18 protein-coding genes are annotated in these 17,880 nt (G+C 71.0%); 16 read left to right on the top strand and 2 right to left on the bottom strand.

Annotation, left to right across the window (positions count from 1 at the left end; translation table 11 throughout):
* Position 1: 1 nt before the first annotated feature.
* Both infB and rbfA read left to right on the top strand, forming a co-directional pair.
* Positions 2-2,833 carry a translation initiation factor IF-2 gene (gene infB, locus B2K11_RS09025; protein ID WP_239525875.1) on the top strand — a complete coding sequence of 944 codons (2,832 nt, stop codon included), beginning with the start codon at positions 2-4 and terminating at the stop codon, positions 2,831-2,833.
* Positions 2,834-2,900: 67 nt separating this feature from the next.
* Positions 2,901-3,335 carry a 30S ribosome-binding factor RbfA gene (gene rbfA, locus B2K11_RS09020; RefSeq protein WP_163617944.1) on the top strand — a complete coding sequence of 145 codons (435 nt, stop codon included), beginning with the start codon at positions 2,901-2,903 and terminating at the stop codon, positions 3,333-3,335.
* Positions 3,336-3,420: 85 nt separating this feature from the next.
* On the opposite strand, the gene B2K11_RS09015 is transcribed toward rbfA, so the two are convergent.
* A complete protein-coding gene (locus B2K11_RS09015; protein ID WP_239525874.1) occupies positions 3,421-4,359 on the bottom strand; it encodes an A/G-specific adenine glycosylase in 939 nt (312 codons plus the stop codon).
* A 107-nt stretch (positions 4,360-4,466) separates the two neighbouring features.
* Here B2K11_RS09015 and B2K11_RS09010 point away from each other — a divergent pair, with 107 nt between their 5' ends.
* The 11 genes from B2K11_RS09010 to B2K11_RS08960 all read left to right on the top strand — a co-directional run bounded on the left by B2K11_RS09010 (position 4,467) and on the right by B2K11_RS08960 (position 13,695).
* Positions 4,467-5,147, top strand: coding sequence for a uridine kinase (locus tag B2K11_RS09010; protein ID WP_163617943.1), 681 nt, complete (start codon positions 4,467-4,469; stop codon positions 5,145-5,147).
* Complete coding sequence (gene truB / locus B2K11_RS09005; RefSeq protein ID WP_163617942.1) at positions 5,147-6,088, top strand: tRNA pseudouridine(55) synthase TruB; 942 nt, start codon at positions 5,147-5,149, stop codon at positions 6,086-6,088. Before B2K11_RS09010 ends, truB begins: the two co-directional genes overlap by 1 nt.
* Entirely contained in the window at positions 6,085-6,453 is a 369-nt protein-coding gene (locus B2K11_RS09000) for a hypothetical protein (RefSeq protein WP_163617941.1), read from the top strand. The genes truB and B2K11_RS09000 overlap by 4 nt, the downstream gene beginning before the upstream one ends.
* Positions 6,454-6,506: 53 nt before the next feature.
* Positions 6,507-6,950, top strand: a complete 444-nt coding sequence (locus B2K11_RS08995; RefSeq protein WP_163617940.1) for a hypothetical protein — start codon at positions 6,507-6,509, stop codon at positions 6,948-6,950.
* Positions 6,947-7,918: a bifunctional riboflavin kinase/FAD synthetase gene (locus B2K11_RS08990; protein WP_163617939.1), complete on the top strand. Its 972-nt coding sequence runs from the start codon at positions 6,947-6,949 to the stop codon at positions 7,916-7,918. The genes B2K11_RS08995 and B2K11_RS08990 overlap by 4 nt, the downstream gene beginning before the upstream one ends.
* Positions 7,915-8,742, top strand: a complete 828-nt coding sequence (locus B2K11_RS08985) for a hypothetical protein (protein WP_163617938.1) — start codon at positions 7,915-7,917, stop codon at positions 8,740-8,742. The genes B2K11_RS08990 and B2K11_RS08985 overlap by 4 nt, the downstream gene beginning before the upstream one ends.
* 32 nt (positions 8,743-8,774) lie before the next feature.
* The gene (locus tag B2K11_RS08980; RefSeq protein ID WP_163617937.1) at positions 8,775-9,155 is read left to right on the top strand and encodes a hypothetical protein; all 381 of its coding nucleotides are present in this window, start codon (positions 8,775-8,777) and stop codon (positions 9,153-9,155) included.
* Between the two features lie 115 nt (positions 9,156-9,270).
* A complete protein-coding gene (locus B2K11_RS08975) occupies positions 9,271-10,212 on the top strand; it encodes a sugar-binding domain-containing protein (protein ID WP_163617936.1) in 942 nt (313 codons plus the stop codon).
* 53 nt (positions 10,213-10,265) lie between these two features.
* Complete coding sequence (deoC, locus tag B2K11_RS08970; RefSeq protein ID WP_163617935.1) at positions 10,266-11,273, top strand: deoxyribose-phosphate aldolase; 1,008 nt, start codon at positions 10,266-10,268, stop codon at positions 11,271-11,273.
* Positions 11,274-11,287: 14 nt separating this feature from the next.
* On the top strand, positions 11,288-12,835 hold the full coding sequence (locus B2K11_RS08965) for an aldehyde dehydrogenase family protein (RefSeq protein ID WP_239525873.1): 1,548 nt from the start codon (positions 11,288-11,290) through the stop codon (positions 12,833-12,835).
* Positions 12,832-13,695, top strand: a complete 864-nt coding sequence (locus B2K11_RS08960; RefSeq protein ID WP_163617934.1) for an aldehyde dehydrogenase family protein — start codon at positions 12,832-12,834, stop codon at positions 13,693-13,695. Before B2K11_RS08965 ends, B2K11_RS08960 begins: the two co-directional genes overlap by 4 nt.
* Positions 13,696-14,029: 334 nt before the next feature.
* Here B2K11_RS08960 and B2K11_RS08955 read toward each other — a convergent pair whose 3' ends face one another.
* Positions 14,030-14,746, bottom strand: coding sequence for an NRDE family protein (locus B2K11_RS08955; protein ID WP_163617933.1), 717 nt, complete (start codon positions 14,744-14,746; stop codon positions 14,030-14,032).
* Positions 14,747-14,817: 71 nt separating this feature from the next.
* Between B2K11_RS08955 and coaBC the strand changes: the two genes are divergently transcribed.
* The 3 genes from coaBC (at position 14,818) to B2K11_RS08940 (ending at position 17,785) form a co-directional block, all read left to right on the top strand.
* Positions 14,818-16,053: a bifunctional phosphopantothenoylcysteine decarboxylase/phosphopantothenate--cysteine ligase CoaBC gene (gene coaBC / locus B2K11_RS08950; RefSeq protein WP_163617932.1), complete on the top strand. Its 1,236-nt coding sequence runs from the start codon at positions 14,818-14,820 to the stop codon at positions 16,051-16,053.
* 80 nt (positions 16,054-16,133) lie between these two features.
* A complete protein-coding gene (locus B2K11_RS08945) occupies positions 16,134-17,030 on the top strand; it encodes a glycerophosphodiester phosphodiesterase family protein (RefSeq protein WP_163617931.1) in 897 nt (298 codons plus the stop codon).
* Positions 17,031-17,134: 104 nt separating this feature from the next.
* Positions 17,135-17,785, top strand: coding sequence for a hypothetical protein (locus B2K11_RS08940; protein WP_163617930.1), 651 nt, complete (start codon positions 17,135-17,137; stop codon positions 17,783-17,785).
* Positions 17,786-17,880 lie beyond the last annotated feature (95 nt).

Here is a 17,880-nt window from a genome sequence, read left to right as displayed (position 1 = left end):
TGTGGCTGCCAAACCACGCGTGCACGAGATCGCTTCCGAGCTCGGCGTCGACAGCAAGGTCGCGCTCGAGAAGCTGAAGGCGCTCGGCGAATACGTCAAGAGCCCCTCGTCCACCATCGAACCCCCCGTGGCGCGAAAGCTTCGCGCTGCGCTCGAGGCCGACGGCCAGAGCAAGTCGGCTGACGCCGCACCTGCGGCCAAGCCCGCGGCGGCGCCCGCCGCAGGCGGAGCGAAGCCCGGTGCATCCGCGGCCAAGCCCGGTCCCGCGGTGAAGCCAGGTCCGGCGCGCCCGGCTGCCGCTCCGGCGGCGCCCGCCGCACCGGCGCCCGCCGCGGCACCCGCTCCGGCTCCCGCAGCGAAGGCTCCGGCCGCTCCGGCCGCTCCGGCGGCTCCGGCAGCGGACGCCCCCGCCGCTCCGGCTGCTCCCGGCGCTCCCAAGCCCGGCCCCGGCGCACCGACGCCGGCCACGCCCGCGTCGCAGGCGCCCCGTCCCGGTGGTGGAACGCCGCGCCCGGGCAACAACCCCTTCGCGTCGTCGCAGGGCATGGGTCAGCGTCCCGCCGGCCCCCGCCCGGGCAACAACCCCTTCGCGTCGGCGCAGGGCATGGGTCAGCGCCCGAGCCCCGGCAACATCCCGCGTCCCCAGGCTCCGCGCCCGGGTGCTCCTCGTCCCGGCGCTCCGCGTCCGGGTGGGGCGGGTCGCCCCGGTGGCGGCGGTCGTCCCGGTGCCCCGTTCCAGCAGCGTCCCGGCGGTCCCGGCCGTCCCGGCGGCGCCGGCGGCGGTGGCTTCCAGCGTCCCGGCGGCGCTCCCGGTGGAGCGCCCGCGGGCGGCTTCGCCGGTCGTCCCGGCGGTGGTGGCGGTCGTGGCCGTGGCCCCGGCGGTGGCACCGCGGGTGCCTTCGGCAAGGGCGGCGGCAAGTCGAAGCAGCGCAAGTCGCGTCGTGCGAAGCGGCAGGAGTTCGAGATGCGGTCGGCGCCGGTCGTCGGCGGCGTCAACGTCTCGAAGGGCAACGGCGAGATCATCCGCCTGCGCCGCGGCGCATCCATCGCGGACTTCGCCGACAAGCTCGAGGCGCTGCGCGGCTACACCGTGCAGCCCGGCACGCTCGTCACCATCCTGTTCAACCTGGGTGAGATGGCGACCGCGACCGAGTCGCTCGACGAGGCCACCTTCGAGGTGCTCGGCGCCGAGCTCGGCTACAAGATCCAGATGGTCTCGCCCGAGGACGAGGACAAGGAGCTCCTCGAGGGCTTCGGTCTCGATCTCGAGGCCGAGCTGGAGGCGGAGAACGAGGAAGACCTCGAGATCCGGCCTCCGGTCGTGACCGTCATGGGTCACGTCGACCACGGTAAGACGCGACTGCTCGACGCCATCCGCCAGACCAACGTGGTCGCGGGCGAGGCCGGCGGCATCACGCAGCACATCGGTGCGTACCAGGTGTGGACCGAGCACGAGGGCATCGAGCGTGCGATCACCTTCATCGACACCCCGGGTCACGAGGCGTTCACCGCCATGCGTGCCCGTGGTGCGCAGGTGACCGACCTCGCGATCCTGGTGGTCGCCGCCGACGACGGCATCATGCCGCAGACGGTGGAGGCGCTCAACCACGCCCAGGCGGCGAACGTGCCGATCGTGGTCGCGGTGAACAAGGTCGACAAGCCCGACGCCAACCCCGCCAAGGTGCGCCAGCAGCTCACCGAGTACGGGCTCGTGGCCGAGGAGTACGGCGGCGACGTCATGTTCGTGGATGTCTCTGCTCGTCAGAACACCGGCATCCAGGAGCTCCTCGACGCGGTCCTGCTGACCGCGGACGCGGGTCTGGACCTCACGGCGAACCCGAACAAGGACGCGCGCGGTGTCGCGATCGAAGCGAAGCTCGACAAGGGTCGCGGTTCGGTCGCCACGGTGCTCATCCAGTCCGGAACGCTGCGGGTCGGCGACGCGATCGTCGCCGGCACGGCCTACGGGCGCGTGCGTGCGATGGCCGACGAGAACGGCGACGCCGTCGAAGAGGCCTACCCGTCGCGTCCCGTGCAGGTGCAGGGTCTGAACTCGGTGCCGCGAGCCGGCGACACGTTCATCGTGACCGAAGAGGACCGCACGGCCCGCCAGATCGCCGAGAAGCGTGAAGCTGCCGAGCGCAACGCCCAGCTGGCCAAGGCCCGCAAGCGCATCTCGCTCGAGGACTTCACCCGTGCGCTCGAAGAGGGCAAGGTCGAGTCGCTCAACCTCATCATCAAGGGTGACGTCTCGGGTGCCGTCGAGGCCCTCGAGGAGTCGCTGCTCAAGATCGAGGTCGACGACTCCGTCCAGCTGCGGATCATCCACCGCGGTGTGGGCGCGGTCACCGAGTCCGACATCAACCTCGCGACGATCGACAACGCGATCGTCATCGGCTTCAACGTCCGTCCCGACACGAAGGCGCGCGAGCGCGCCGCACGTGAAGGTGTGGATGTCCGGTTCTACTCGGTCATCTACAACGCGATCGACGATGTCGAGCAGTCGCTCAAGGGCCTGCTCAAGCCGGAGTACGAAGAGGTCCAGTCGGGTGTCGCCGAGATCCGCGAGGTGTTCCGCTCCTCGAAGTTCGGCAACATCGCCGGTGTCATCGTCCGCTCGGGCACGATCACGCGCAACGCCAAGGCGCGCGTCATCCGCGACGGCGTGGTCCTGGCCGATGGCCTGGCCATCGAGTCGCTGCGCCGGTTCAAGGACGACGTCACCGAGGTCCGCACGGACTTCGAAGCCGGTATCGGCCTCGGCAAGTACAACGACATCCAGGTGGGCGATGAGATCGAGACCACCGAGATGATCGAGAAGCCCCGCGGCTGAGTCCGCGTGTCTTGATTCCGGATGCCTCTGTTCGAGGCATCCGGAATCATCCCCTTAAGGAGCAATCATGGCCAGCGAACGTCAGGCCCGGCTGGGCGACCGTATTCGCGTCATCCTCGCCGAGCGGCTCGAGAAGGGCCTGCGCGACCCGCGGCTCGGATTCGTGACCATCACCGATGTGCGCGTGACGGGTGACCTTCAGCACGCCTCCGTGTTCTACACGGTGCTGGGTTCCCCCGAGGAGCGCGAAGGATCGGCGGCGGCGCTGAAGTCGGCGACGGGGATGCTCCGCTCGGAGGTGGGCAAGCACCTCAACGTGCGTCTCACCCCGTCGCTCGAGTTCATCCCCGACGCGATCCCCGAGAACGCCGGTCACATCGCGGACCTGCTCCGCGAAGCGCAGGAGCGGGATGCCGCGGTGGCAGGTCTCGCCTCCTCGGCGACCTACGCCGGCGAGGCGGACCCGTATGTCAAGCCGCGCGAGCTCGACGGCGAGGACTGACTCCTCGTCGGATTCGACACGCCGCGACCGGTCCGCCGGTCGCGGCGTCTGTCGTCTGCGGTACTCACGGCCCGCTGCTCAGTGCTCAGAGCGGCAGCCGCAGGAGACCGTCGGATGCCTCGGCCAGCCCGTCGGCGATGAGCGAGTCGATGGCGCGGTCACGCTGGAGGGGGTCCGGCCAGTCGGGCACCACCTCTGCCAGCGGGATCGCGTGGGCTGCGGCATCCCGCAGCGTCTTGAGCACCGCCCCGCGCGCCTGCCGGTCGCTGCCTTCGTAGCGTGCCTGCTTGCGGCGGTCATCGCCGGTGTCGGGATACCCCGCCGCGCGCCATGCGCACTGGTCGCGTAACGGGCACACGTCGCAGCGCGGTGTACGGGCGATGCAGACGACCGCCCCGAGCTCCATCGTCGCCGCGTTGACGACGGCGGCCGTCTCGCGCGCCCGGGGGAGCACCATCGTCATCGCCTCGAGGTCGCGCCGCGAGGGCGGGCCGGGCTGAGACCGGCCGTCGATCGCGCGTGCCAGCACCCGCCGGGTGTTCGTGTCGACGACCGGATGACGGTCGCCGTACGCGAAGACGGCCACCGCGCGTGCGGTGTAGTCGCCGATGCCGGTCAATGCGAGGAGCGCGTCGACGTCACGCGGCACGACCCCGTCGTGGCGGTCGCGGATCTCGACGGCCGCGCGGTGCAGCCACAGCGCGCGCCGCGGATAGCCGAGGTTCGCCCACTGCCGCACCGCGTCTGCGGGCGCGGCGGCGGCGAGGTCCGACGGCGTCGGCCACCGGGCGAGCCACGCCTCGAGATGGGGGATCACGCGGTTCACCGGCGTCTGCTGCAGCATGAACTCGCTCACCAGCACGCCCCAGGCCCCGAACCCCGGCCGCCGCCACGGCAGGTCCCGGGCATTCGCCCGATACCACTCCGCCAGTGGGCGGGCGAGATCGGGCGGGGTGGCGAGGTCTGGCCGCGTCGCGAGCTCGGGCGGCGTCACGAGATCCGGCGGCGTCGCGAGCTCGGGCATGCGCTCCAGCGTACGTGCGGAGATCTACCCTTTCGCGCCTCCGGGAACCGCGAAAGGGTAGATCTCCGCCGCGCGGGGCGTGCGGTCGCGGCCCGTAGGCTGGATCCATGCGCCTTCCCGTCACGCCGACCACGACGCTGTGGCGCGGACTGCGCGACCGTGTCCGGCGGCGCAATGCCGGGGGCCGCGTGATCGTGGCGATCGACGGGCTGGACGGCGCCGGCAAGACGGTGTTCGCCGACGGGCTCGCGGAGGTGTTCGCCGAGACCGGCGACGCGGTGTTCCGAGCGGGCATCGACGGCTTCCACCGGCCCCGGAGCGAGCGCTACCTCCGTGGCCGCAACAGCCCCGAGGGCTTCTACCGCGACTCGTTCGACTATGCGACGTTCCGGCGCGTGCTGATCGACCCGTTCCGCGACGGCGCCCAGACCGCCGGGACCACCGGCTTCCAGCTGGCGGCCTTCGACGTCGTCCGCGATGCTCCCGTCGAGTCGCAGTGGGTCACGGCGCCGCTCGACGCGGTGCTGGTGGTCGACGGCATCTTCCTCCACAGGCCCGAGCTGCGAGACCTGTGGGACTGGTCGGTCTGGCTCGACGTGCCTTTCGACATGACCTTCGCCCGCATGGCGTTGCGTGACGGCTCCGACCCCGACCCGGAAGCACCCTCGAACGCGCGGTATCGGCAGGGGCAGGAGATCTACCTGAGCGAGGCACGACCGCGGGCGGCGGCATCCGTCATCGTCGACAACTCGGATCTCGCTCACCCGCGGATCGTCGGAGGCGGCTGATGGCGGCACCCGGACTCCTCCTCGTCGACAAGCCCGGCGGCATCACCTCGCACGACGTCGTCGCACGAGCGCGCCGCGCGCTGGGCACGCGCAAGATCGGCCACGCCGGCACGCTCGACCCGATGGCGACCGGGCTGCTCGTCCTCGGCGTCGAGGGCGCGACGCGGCTGCTCACGTTCATCGTCGGGCTGGACAAGACCTACGAGGCGACCATCCGGCTGGGCGTCGCGACCGACACCGACGACGCGGAGGGGCAGGTCGTCGCGGTGACGGATGCCTCGTCCCTGGAGTCCCCGGCCATCACGGCGGGCATCGCGGCCCTGACCGGTCGCATCTCGCAGGTTCCCAGCACGTACTCGGCGATCAAGGTCGACGGGCGCCGGGCCTACGACCTCGCCCGCGCGGGGGAGGAGGTGCAGCTCAAGGCCCGGGAGGTCACGGTGTCGCGGTTCGAGGTCCTCGCCGAACGGCGCCCCTCGACCGGCTCGCAGGCCACGGAGGCCGGGACCGCGACCGCAGGCTCGGCGATGCCGGGCGTCATCGACCTCGATGTCGTCGTCGACTGCTCGAGCGGCACGTACATCCGCTCGCTCGCCCGTGACCTGGGTGCCGCGCTGGGCGTGGGCGGGCATCTCACCGCGCTGCGGCGCACCCGCATCGGCCCGTTCGACGTGGCGGGGGCGCCCGGTGTCGCAGACCTCGCCGACGCGATGCTGCTGAGCCCCGCGACGGCAGCGGATGCGGTGCTGGGCCGGTTCGACGTGACCGCCGACGAGGCGCGGGACCTTCGTCACGGCAAGCGGCTGCTCGGCGCTGCCGGACGGCTTCCCGCGACCCCGGCGGCGGCGATCGACCCCGACGGCCGGCTCGTCGGCGTCGTCGAGCGCCGGGGAGATGACGTCAAGAGCGCGATGAACATGCCCGAGGAGGCCGCCCGATGATCCTGTGGTTCACGATCGTCCAGGTGGTCGTCGCGGTCGCGGCGGGCCTCTTCTGCGTCATCGCCGGACTCGCCGGCCGGCGCCCGAGCGACTGGACCGTCGGCTCGCTCGCCCTGGTCGAGCTCCTGCTCCTGGCCCAGGTCGTCATCGCGATCGTCGCGCCGTTCGCGGGCAATCCGCCATCGGGGAGTCTGCTGGAGTTCTGGGTCTACCTCGTCTCGGCCGTGCTGCTGCCCGTCGCCGCCGTCGCGTGGGCGCTGCTCGAGCGCAGCCGCTGGAGCACCGTCATCATGGGCATCGCCGCGCTCTCGATCGCGGTGATGGTGTGGCGCATGCAGGTGATCTGGACCGTCCAGGTCGCCTGAGGGCTGTCGGGCACGGCAAAGCGCCCCGCGGCAAGAACTAAACTCGTCTGGTTATGTCGTCTTCCGCCCGCCCCCGCATGACCGGCATCGGCCGCGTGCTCGTGATCGTCTACGCGATCATGGCACTCGGCGCCACCGGTCGGTCCTTCGTGCAGATCGTCGAGCGCTTCGACGAGGCGCCGCTCGCCTATACGCTCTCGGCGCTCTCGGCGCTGGTGTACATCGTCGCCACGCTCGCCCTGGTGTTCGCCGGGAGTCGCGGCTGGTATGTCGTGGCGTGGGTGGCGATCGTGTTCGAGCTCGCGGGCGTGCTGATCGTCGGCACCCTGAGCTTCGTGATGCCCGAGCTGTTCGCGCATCCGACGGTCTGGTCCTGGTTCGGCTCGGGCTACCTGTTCGTGCCTCTCGTGCTGCCGTTCCTCGGCATGTGGTGGCTGGCGACGCATCGTCCCGTCGCACAGCCCGTTGCGACGACGCCTGCGGCGGTGGCGTCGTGATCGTCTTCCGGGATCCCCGCGACGTGCCGGCGGGCTTCGGCCCGTCCGTCGTCGCGATCGGCAAGTTCGACGGCGTCCACTCGGGCCACCGCGCGGTCATCGACCGGGCACGGGTGGATGCCGAGGCCTCCGGCGCGCGCGTCGTAGCCGTCACGTTCGACCGCAACCCGCTGGCGCTGCTGCGCCCCGAACTGTGCCCCGAAAGCCTGGTCGGGGTCGACCAGAAGCTGCGACTCCTCGCCGATGCGGGCGTGGACGCGACGCTGATGCTGACCTTCGACCGAACGCTGGCCGACCTCGGTGCCCGGGAGTTCGTCGAGCATGTGCTCGTCGGCGCGCTGGGCGTGCGGATCGTGATGGTCGGCGCGGACTTCCGCTTCGGCCGCGGCGGCGCGGGCAACCCCGAGCTCCTGCGCGAACTGGGACGCGAGTTCGGCTTCGACGTCGATGTCGTCGACGATGTGCGTGCGATCGACGCCGGGCGCCGTGTGTCCTCGACGTGGGTGCGCGAGCTCCTCGACGCCGGAGATGTGGCCGGCGCCTCGCGCCTGCTCGGGCGCGCGCACGCCGTCCGCGGCGAGGTGGTGCACGGGCTCAAGCGCGGGCGCGAGCTGGGCTTCCCCACGGCGAATCTGTCGCCGGCGCTCGAGGGCTTCGTGCCCGCCGAGGGCGTCTACGCCGGCTGGCTGGTCGACGAGGGGATGCCGCAGGACGGCGCATCCACGCCGCGCAGCAGCGTGCGCTATCCGGCCGCGATCAGCATCGGCACGAACCCGACGTTCGACGACATCGACGTGCGCCAGGTCGAGGCCTACGTGCTCGACGAGACGGATCTCGACCTCTACGGACACGTCGTCGAGATCGAGTTCGTAGCGAGGATCCGCGGTATGGTCGCGTTCGAGGGGGTCGAGCTGCTCATCGAGACGATGACCGCCGACGTCGCAAAGGTGCGTGAGGAGCTGACATGACCGATCCGGCGGGCCGGACGCGCACTCCCGTGTCGCTCGCTCGCCGGGTCATCGTCGCCGTCATCGTCGTCTCGTTCAGCGCCGCCGCCATCAGCGGCATCGTCGTGCTGCTCGGCGCCGAGCTCGGGCCGACCGCGTGGCGGGTGCTCAGCACCACATCCGTCGTGGGTGCCTTCAGCGTCGCGGTGCTGTGCTGCGTCTCTCTCGTGGGGCGGCGGCTGCAGACGTTCGGGTACATCGGCGCCGGCGTGTCGGTCGTCGCAGCGGTGCTGGTGCTCATCGCCCTGTGGGGCCAGCCCACCTGGGAGGCCGAGGCGTTCTGGGACTCCCTGTGGACGGCGGTGGCGGCATCCGTCGCGTTCTCCTTCGCCTCGCTGCTCCTGCTGCTGGCGGACCGGCGCCGGACGGCGGTTCGCATCGGACTGATCGTGACGCTCGCGCTCTTCGCGATCGTCTTCGCGATGGTGATCTACCCCGTGTGGACCGACGAGTACGGCGGCGAGCCGTACTCCCGCGTGCTCGGCATCGTGTCGATCCTCGCCGCGCTCGGCGCGATCGTGCTCCCCGTGCTGTCGCTGCTGCTGCGGGAACGCCCGCGCCGAGACAGTGGGGAAGCAGACGACGCATCGCTGTCGCCGGCGTCCATCGCGCTGCTGCGGGCGGAAGCCGCGGAGCGCGGCGTCACGCCGGATGAGCTGGTGGACTCGCTGCTGCGACCAGTCTCCCTCGCCGCTCCTCCCGCGTATGACGTGCCGCCGGCGTATGAGGGGCCTCCCGCATACGAGCCGCCGCCGGCGTATGAGCCCCCCGCGCAACGCCCGTAGACCGGAGTACGCGGTCGCCCTACGATCGAGGCGTGCACGCGCTGGTCCTCATGGCTGCCGACGCAGCGGCCTCCGACTCCCCGAACCTGTGGGGCGCCCTCGGGTGCGCGGTCGCGTTCTCGGCCTCGCTGCTCGCGACGCTGGACGCGTTCGCCGACCTGATCCTTGCGCGCGGCGGCTCACCCGCCGGCCGGCTCACCCCCGGCATCGGGATGAAGTTCGCCTCGAAGCTGATCGCCGCGGCTATCGCGGTCGTGTCGGCGGCGATCGTCCTTGTGCTCGACAACAACTGGTTCGCGTTCACGACCCTGTCCATCGCCTTCGTCGTCGTCGTCGGCATCGGGGTCATCGTGCTGCTGCGGCAGGCGAAGTCGACCGCCGCGGCACCGGCTCCGGCCGAACCGGGTGGCTGAGACAACCGTGGTGGGACGCGCGGACCGTCGTCTGCTCATCTGAGCAAGATTCGTTCAGATGTTGGCGGCGGTCGCCCGCATATGTCAGCCTGGAGTGGACGACGAAGGGAGGATCGTGGACGCCGTCGACGAACTTCTCTCAATCCGGGCCGCCGAGCTCTACTACGAGGAGAACCTCACGCAGGAGGAGATCGGCCGCAACCTGCAGATCACCCGCTGGAAGGTGGGGCGCCTGCTGACCCAGGCCAAGGACGAGGGATTCGTCCGCATCGAGATCCTGCACTCCCGTGCCCGCCGTCCGCAGCTGGAGCGGCGCCTCCGCGACGAGCGCGGAGTCGCGGCGATCGTGGTCTCGCGCGCCGGGGTGCGCAGCGAGGACGAGCTGCAGCAGCGCGTGGCGCAGTCGGCGGCCGATCACCTCACGGCGCTGCGGCCGAGCCCGCGCGTTCTCGGGGTCAGCTGGGGACGCACGCTGTCCGACATCGCGCACCATCTTCGCGACGGCTGGTCGTCGGGCACCGATGTGGTGCAGATCAACGGCGGCGTCAGCATGAGCCAGCGCCCGGGCACCGCGGCCGCCACGGCGGTCAGCATCGCGCAGAAGGGCGGCGGTGCCGCGGCACTGCTGCCGAGTCCTGCGATCCTCGAGCAGCGCGCGACGAAGGAGGCGATCGAGGCGGATCGCGTCGTGGCCCGCATCCTCGAGACCGCGCGCTCCGCCGACGCGTACCTCTTCAGCGCCGGTGCAGCCGATCACCGCTCCGTCCACGTCGACAGCGGCTACCTCACGCCGAACGACATCGACCGCCTGGTCGCGGCCGGCGCCGTCGGCGACGTGGTCGGGCGCTACATCAGCGCCGACGGACGCATCGTCGACCACGACCTCGATGCCCGCACCGTGGGCATCTCCCTCGATGACCTCCGCCGCGCCGACGTGGCGATCGCCGTCATCGCGGCGGAGGCCAAGCGTGCGATCGCGGACGCCGTGGTCGCCTCCGGTCTGTGCTCGCTGCTCGTCACCGACGAGTCGACGGCACATCACCTGCTCGACCGGTGACGCCGAGCCGCGGCATCCGTTTCACATCCCTTCCACGAAAGCCAGGTCAGCACATGTCAGGCACCTCCATCGTGACGCTCCCCGAGCGGGCCGTCGAGCTGCTCGGCGGGCAGCCCGACGACACCACACTCCGGCGCTATCTGCACGGCCTTCCCGGCGTCGACGCGGTCGGCCTGGAGCAGCGGGCCGCCTCGCTCGGCACCCGCTCGATCAAGACCACCTCGAAGGCGTGGGCGCTCGACAAGATCATCGAGCTGATCGACCTCACCACCCTCGAAGGCGCCGACACCCCCGGCAAGGTGCGCTCGCTCGTCGCGAAGGCACTGAATCCGGATGCCTCGGATCCGACCTGCCCGCGCGTGGCGGCCGTCTGCGTCTACGGCGACATGGTCCCGTACGCCGTCGAGGCGCTCGGGTCTGCCCACGGCGACCCCGACGAGGGCGGAGTGAGCGTCGCCGCCGTCGCCACCGCGTTTCCCAGCGGCCGGGCATCTCTCGACATCAAGCTCGCCGACACCGCCGAGGCGGTGGCGCACGGCGCCGACGAGATCGACATGGTGATCGACCGCGGTGCCTTCCTCGCCGGGCGATACGGTCTCGTGTTCGACCAGATCGCACGGGTGAAGCAGGCATGCCGCCGTGAGGACGGCACGTATGCCTCCCTCAAGGTCATCCTCGAGACGGGCGAGCTCAACACCTACGACAACATCAAGCGCGCTTCGTGGCTCGGGATCCTCGCGGGCGGCGACTTCATCAAGACGTCGACCGGCAAGGTGCAGCCCGCGGCGACCCTGCCGGTGACGCTGCTCATGCTCGAGGTCGTGCGCGACTGGCACCGGGCGACCGGCGAGAAGGTCGGCGTGAAGCCGGCCGGCGGCATCCGCACGTCCAAGGACGCCATCAAGTACCTCGTCACCGTCGCCGAGACCGTGGGCGAGGAGTGGCTGCAGCCGCACCTGTTCCGCTACGGCGCCTCGAGCCTCCTCAACGACGTGCTGCTGCAGCGCCAGAAGCTGAAGACCGGTCACTACTCCGGTGCCGACTACGTGACCATCGACTGAGCCGGAAAGAAGACATGAGTTTCCTCGAATACGCGCCCGCCCCCGAGTCGCGCGCCATCCTGTCCCTCAAGCCCGAGTACGGGCTGTTCATCGACGGCGACTTCCGTGCCGGGTCGGGCGAGCCGTTCGCCACGATCTCGCCCGCCAACGAGAAGCACATCGCCACCATCGCCTCCGCGAGCGAAGCGGATATCGATGCCGCCGTCGCCGCCGCGCGCCGCGCCTACGACAAGACGTGGTCGAAGATGAGCGGGCGCGATCGCGGCAAGTACCTCTTCCGGATCGCCCGGCTCGTGCAGGAGCGCGCGCGGGAGCTCGCCGTCGCCGAGAGCCTCGACAACGGCAAGCCGATCAAGGAGAGCCGCGACGTCGACGTGCCGCTCGTCGCCGCGTGGTTCTTCTACTACGCCGGGTGGGCCGACAAGCTCGACTACGCCGGCCTGGGCGCCGACCCGCGAGCCCTCGGGGTCGCCGGTCAGATCATCCCGTGGAACTTCCCCCTCCTCATGCTGGCGTGGAAGATCGCTCCGGCACTCGCCGCCGGCAACACCGTGGTCCTGAAGCCCGCCGAGACGACGCCGCTGTCGGCGCTCATCTTCGCCGAGATCCTGCAGCAGGCAGACCTGCCGCCGGGCGTCGTCAACATCGTCACGGGCGCCGGGGCGACCGGCGCGGCCCTGGTGCGGCATCCCGATGTCAACAAGGTCGCGTTCACCGGCTCGACCGCCGTCGGTCGCGAGATCGCGAAGGCCGTCGCCGGAACTGACAAGAAGCTCACGCTCGAACTCGGCGGCAAGGCCGCGAACATCGTGTTCGAAGACGCGCCGATCGACCAGGCGATCGAGGGCATCGTCAACGGCATCTTCTTCAACCAGGGGCACGTCTGCTGCGCCGGCAGCCGGCTGCTGGTGCAGGAGTCGATCCACGACGAGGTCGTCGACCGTTTGAAGTCCCGCCTGTCGACGCTGCGCCTCGGAGACCCGCTCGACAAGAACACCGACATCGGTGCGATCAACTCGCGCGAGCAGCTCGACCGCATCCGCGAGCTGAGCAAGGTCGGCGAGGACGAGGGCGCAGAGCGCTGGAGTGCGCCGTGCGTCATCCCCGACAACGGCTTCTGGTTCGCCCCGACGATCTTCACGAACGTCCAGGCGAGCCACCGCATCGCCCGTGACGAGATCTTCGGACCGGTGCTGTCGGTGCTGACGTTCCGCACGCCTGCCGAGGCGATCGAAAAGGCGAACAACACCCCGTACGGCCTCTCGGCCGGCATCTGGACCGACAAGGGCTCGCGCATCCTCGCCGTCGCCGATCGCCTGCGGGCGGGTGTGGTCTGGGCGAACACCTTCAACCGGTTCGACCCGTCGTCGCCGTTCGGCGGCTACAAGGAGTCGGGCTACGGCCGCGAGGGCGGTCGTCACGGCCTCGCCGCGTATCTCAAGGGCGCGGCGAGCGTCGGCCCCCGGTCGTTGAGCGAGCGCCGGTCGTTGAGCGAGCCTGCGAGTCGAAACGCAGAGACGAAACGCGAACAGGCCCGCTCGAAGAAGGAGGTCTCCGCATGAGCAAGCGACTGACCGTGCCGAAGACGTACAAGCTCTACATCGGCGGCGCTTTCCCCCGCAGCGAGTCCGGGCGCACCTACGAGATCGCGACGCCGAAGGGCGACTTCCTCGCGAACGCCGCACTCGCCTCGCGCAAGGATGCCCGGGATGCCGTCGTCGCGGCCCGCGGCGCCATCAAGGGCTGGTCGGGGGCGACCGCCTACAACCGCGGCCAGGTGCTGTACCGGGTCGCGGAGGTGCTCGAGGGCCGTCGCGCGCAGTTCGCGGACGAGATCGTGCAGCAGACCGGGGCTTCGGCATCCGTCGCCGCCGCCGAGGTGGACGAGGCCATCGACCGCTGGGTCTGGTACGCCGGCTGGTGCGACAAGTTCGCGCAGGTCGTCGGCAACGGCAATCCCGTGGCCGGACCGTACTTCAACATCTCGGTGCCCGAGCCGACCGGCGTCGTCGGCGTCATCGCCCCGCAGGACACGGCGCTCGTCGGCCTGGTGTCGGCGATCGCGCCGGCTCTGGTGGCCGGCAACGCGGTGGTCGTGGTGGCATCCCAGCGCTACCCGCTGTCGGCGATCTCGCTCGCCGAAGTGCTGGCCACGAGCGACGTGCCTGGGGGAGTGGTCAACGTGCTGACCGGCTCACCCGCCGAGATCGCCCCGTGGCTGGCATCCCACCCCGATGTGCACGCGCTCGATCTCGTGGGCGCCGGCGACCTCGACTGGGTCGACCTGCAGATCGCCGCGGCCGAGACGCTCACCCGCGTGCTCCCGCCCGAGAACGGCACGGATGCCGCGGCCCCGAGCCTCTCCCGCATCACGGCGTTCACCGAGACCAAGACGGTGTGGCATACCAAGAGCCTGGTCTGACCCGAGCTTGAGAGCCTGACGGAGCGCCTCGAACCCACCGCGTGCGGAAGTTCGGGGCGTTTCGTCTCGCTCGTTCCTCGCTCGCTCAACGACCGGGAGGGGGGAGCCGGGGTTCGTCGTGCTCGTTCCTCGCTCGCTCGACGACCGGGAGGGGAGCCGGGGGGTTCGTCGTGCTCGTTCCTCGCTCTCTCGACGACCGGGAAGGGGGGAACCGGCGTTTCGACTCGCTCGCGCGACGACCGGGGCAATGGAAACCGGTCGTTGAGCGAGGGAGCGCCAGCGACCGAGTCGAAACGCCTCGGACGCGGCGCACACCTCGGCCCGCCGCCGCTCCTTACTCGAGCGCGAGCCCGCCCCACTCGCCCGGGTGCGCCAGTTCGCCGTAGTGGACGTCCACGTCGTCCGCCGACACGGACGCGACGCAGGCCAGGAGCGACAGCGTGGGGTAGCCGTACGGACGGTTGTCGCGGATGATGGCGCGGTCGTCGGTGGGCGGGAGCTCAGCGGATCGCTCGAGCACCTCGACCCACGGCATCCACCAGCGTCCTTTGTCCGAGGGCTCGGCCGACCGGAACTCGCCCAGCCACCGGGCGATGCGAGGGGTGCCGGTGTCGTCGACGTCGTCGTGGGCGATCATGTGGGTTCCGGGTTCGAGCTCGAGGGTGCGCAGGGTGACGCCGTCCCACGTCAGCACGCGTGCGTGCGCGCCGTCGACCTCGACGAGATTGAAGCCGTGCGTCGGCGGTTCGCCCGCCGGTGAGCGACCCGCGACGGAGTCGAGCACGATGCCGCCCCGTGACACGAGCTCGGATTCCGGACGCGAGGACTCGTCCGCGCGGTTGAGGAGCACGGCGAGCCGGCCGGCTGCCGGGTCGGCCGCCAGCCAGGCCCCGCCGGCGCGGACGTCGCGCACCCCCACGACGCCGTCGTGCGCTTCGGGCCACCAGCGGCCGAGCGGATTCCACGGCCGTTCCGGATCCTCGTCACGGATCGCGAGCACGCGTGTGGGCTCGTCGGCCGATGCCGGGACGCGGATCACAACGGTGCACATGCGGAGAGCTCCTCGGGGGTGTCGTCCGGCTGTGGAGCCGGGGAGTCGGGCGGGCGTGCCAAGATCGGAGGGTGTTCGTCGTAGTCGGGGTCACGGGTGGCATCGCCGCCTACAAGACGGTGCAGCTCGTGCGCCTGCTGGTCAAGGCGGGGCATGACGTGCATGTCGTCCCGACGGACGACGCCCTCCGGTTCGTCGGGCTGCCGACGTGGGAGGCGATCAGCCGTCATCCCGTGACGACCTCCGTCCACGACGACGTCGCGCGGGTCCGTCACGTCGCGCTCGGCCAGGCGGCCGACCTCGTGATCGTGGCGCCCGCGACGGCGAACACCCTGGCGAAGATGACCGCGGGACTCGCGGACGACCTCCTCGGAACGACCCTACTCGCCACCACGGCACCGGTCGTCGTGGCGCCGGCGATGCACACCGAGATGTGGCGCCACCCTTCGACCGTGCACAACATGGCGACTCTGCGCGAGCGCGGGGTCATCGTGGTCGGCCCCGAGAGCGGTGAGCTGACCGGCGGCGACAGCGGACCGGGACGGATGTCGGAGCCCGAGGCGATCCTCGACGCCGCGCTCGCCGCGGCCGGCGGACGGGCCGGCGACCTCGACGGGCTCCGCATCGTGGTGAGCGCCGGTGGCACGCGCGAGCCCATCGACCCGGTGCGCTACATCGGCAACCGCTCGAGCGGCCGCCAGGGCGTGGCCGTAGCGCTGTCTGCCGCCGAGCGCGGCGCCGACGTCGTGCTCGTCGCCGCCCATGTCGACGACGGCGTGCTGGCCGCGGCATCCGCTGTCCCGCGTGTGCGGGTGGTGCGCGCCGGTACCGCGGCGGAACTCGGCGCCGCCGTCGAGGCCGAGGCGGGCGACGCCGACGTCATCGTGATGGCAGCGGCCGTGGCCGACTACCGCGTGGCCGAGGTGTCGCCGCGCAAGCGCTCCAAGGAGTCCGCGGGGGGCGGCGGGATCACCCTCGACCTCATCGAGAACGACGACATCCTCGCCGGGCTCGTCCGTCGCCGTCGGGAGGGCCAGACCATCGTCGGGTTCGCCGCCGAGACGCCGGGCGACGGTGAGACGCTGCTCGACCGTGGACGACGCAAGGCCGCCCGCAAGGGCACGGACCTGCTGGCTGTGAACGAGGTCGGCTGGACGAAGGGATTCGAGGCCGCCGACAACGCGGTGACCGTCATCGACGTCGGCGGCGAGGTCGTCGCGGCCCGCCGGGGCAGCAAGACCGACGTCGCCGAGGCACTCTGGGACGCTGTGCTCGTCGTGAGGCGAACCAGCGGGAATCCAAAGTAACGAAACAGTAACGGCGCATGTAGAGTGGTCCGCACCACGTCGACGGTGACGTGGTGTATGACCCTCGGAGGACATGCCCGATGCCCTACCCCGCGGCATCCGATCGCGCCCGCGACCGGATCCATGCCTTGTCCGTCATGTGTGTGCTCGCCATCGCGAGCGTCGTCATCGCCGTCCTCGGCGCCACGCCCGCACGCGTCAGCTCGAGCGAGCTCATGGGCGAGGAGCGGACGCCCGGCGATGCCGCATTCATCGCGAGCCATCGCGGCGGAGCCTCCACTGCGCCCGAGAACACGCTGCCCGCCGTCACCGCCGCGCTCGACGCCGGCTTCGACTACGTCGAGGTCGACGTCGCGCTCACCGCCGATCGTCACCCGGTGCTGATGCACGACAAGTCGGTCGACCGCACGACCGACGGCCGCGGGCGCCTCGCTTCACTCACGCTCACCGAAGTGCGCGCGCTGGATGCGGGGTCTTGGTTCGACGCCGCCTATGCCGGGACCCCCGTGCCGACCTTCACCGAGTTCCTGGACGTGCTCGTCGCGGCCGACGCTCGCGCCATCGTGGAGCTGAAGGGCGGATGGGATGCCGCCGCCATCGACGCGGCGGTCGCCGAGGTCGCGGCGCGCAGCCTCGAGCGGCGCATCGTGTTCGCCAGTTTCGACGCGCGCACCCTCGCCCTGGCGGCGGCGGAGTCGGAGGTGCTGTCGCGGCTGCTCATCCTGAAGCACCTGCCCTCCGACGTCGTGAGCGCGGTGGCCGAGTCCGGCGCCCGCGGCGTGCTGGTGAGCCGCAAAGCGGTGCTGGCGCGCCCGGGCATCGTGGACGAGCTGCACGCGGTGGGCGCGCGCGTCGTCGTGTACACGCTCAACAGCGACACGCAGTGGGACGCCGTCACCGCGCTCGGAGTCGACGGCATCGTGACCGACGACCCCCACACGCTCTCCGAGTGGCAGAGCGCCTACGCAGGACCCTGAGTCTCGGCGCGACGCCGTCCGCCCGGCGTGGGCACTGCCATCCGATCCTCCGCGTCGTTAGGGTCGAATCGCGGCGCCCTTCGGCGCACGAGAGGACGGGTCACGTGGGAACGGTCGAGCGGAGCCGGTGGAAGCGGGTCGTGGTCGGGTGCGCCGCGCTGGTCGTGCTCGCGTCGGTCGTCACCGGGTGCCGCCCCGAGCCCGCCATCACTCCCTCCAGCAGCCCATCTCCCTCGCCCACGATGAGGGACACGACGCCCGGACCGTCGGTCTCGCCGATCGAGACCGAGAAGCCGCAGTCCGCGTTCGAGCTGCCCACCGCGTGCGAGCAGATCTACTCCGCGTCCATGCTCGCCGACCTGCAGTCGGCCAATCCGCCTCTCAACGACCCCGGCGTCACGATGCTGTCGACGGAGAACGCCGACCTGCTCGAGATCATCCACGGCGGTGCTCCGACTCTGCGGTGCTCGTGGGGGCAGCCCAGCGAGTACGGCCTGGCGACCAACGTGACCGAGATCGACGGCACTCAGGCGGCCGCCATCGTCGCGGCACTGCCGGCTGCCGGATTCGGCTGCGAGGCGCTGGGCGACGGCACCGTGTGCCGCATCGAGCAGAAGGGCATCACGCTCGACGACAACGAGTACACCCGCGGTGAGACGCACTACGTCGGCGACGGCGCCATGGTGACCACCGCGTGGATCAACTTCGCGCCCGAGGGCTACACCGAAGACGTGGTCGCGACCCTCTGGGGCTGAGGCCTGCGGTCCCCGCATCTCGAATCCGCATCCCTTCGGCGGGCCTACTTCCCCGGATGGGGGAGTCGTCCCGTAGAATGAGCCCAGGGAAGAAC

Source organism: Microbacterium sp. B35-30 (genome assembly GCF_010634855.1).
Taxonomy (GTDB): domain Bacteria; phylum Actinomycetota; class Actinomycetes; order Actinomycetales; family Microbacteriaceae; genus Microbacterium.
The sequence above is the reverse complement of the archived record's forward strand: the minus strand, read 5'-3'. Positions and strand labels throughout refer to the sequence as shown.

Coding starts and splice junctions, on each gene's coding strand:
- rbfA (WP_163617944.1), top strand. CDS start 2,901: ATGGCCAGCGAACGTCAGGCCCGGCTGGGCGACCGTATTCGCGTCATC.
- B2K11_RS09015 (WP_239525874.1), bottom strand. CDS start 4,359: ATGCCCGAGCTCGCGACGCCGCCGGATCTCGTGACGCCGCCCGAGCTC.
- B2K11_RS09010 (WP_163617943.1), top strand. CDS start 4,467: ATGCGCCTTCCCGTCACGCCGACCACGACGCTGTGGCGCGGACTGCGC.
- truB (WP_163617942.1), top strand. CDS start 5,147: ATGGCGGCACCCGGACTCCTCCTCGTCGACAAGCCCGGCGGCATCACC.
- B2K11_RS09000 (WP_163617941.1), top strand. CDS start 6,085: ATGATCCTGTGGTTCACGATCGTCCAGGTGGTCGTCGCGGTCGCGGCG.
- B2K11_RS08995 (WP_163617940.1), top strand. CDS start 6,507: ATGTCGTCTTCCGCCCGCCCCCGCATGACCGGCATCGGCCGCGTGCTC.
- B2K11_RS08985 (WP_163617938.1), top strand. CDS start 7,915: ATGACCGATCCGGCGGGCCGGACGCGCACTCCCGTGTCGCTCGCTCGC.
- deoC (WP_163617935.1), top strand. CDS start 10,266: ATGTCAGGCACCTCCATCGTGACGCTCCCCGAGCGGGCCGTCGAGCTG.
- B2K11_RS08965 (WP_239525873.1), top strand. CDS start 11,288: ATGAGTTTCCTCGAATACGCGCCCGCCCCCGAGTCGCGCGCCATCCTG.
- B2K11_RS08960 (WP_163617934.1), top strand. CDS start 12,832: ATGAGCAAGCGACTGACCGTGCCGAAGACGTACAAGCTCTACATCGGC.
- B2K11_RS08955 (WP_163617933.1), bottom strand. CDS start 14,746: ATGTGCACCGTTGTGATCCGCGTCCCGGCATCGGCCGACGAGCCCACA.
- B2K11_RS08945 (WP_163617931.1), top strand. CDS start 16,134: ATGCCCTACCCCGCGGCATCCGATCGCGCCCGCGACCGGATCCATGCC.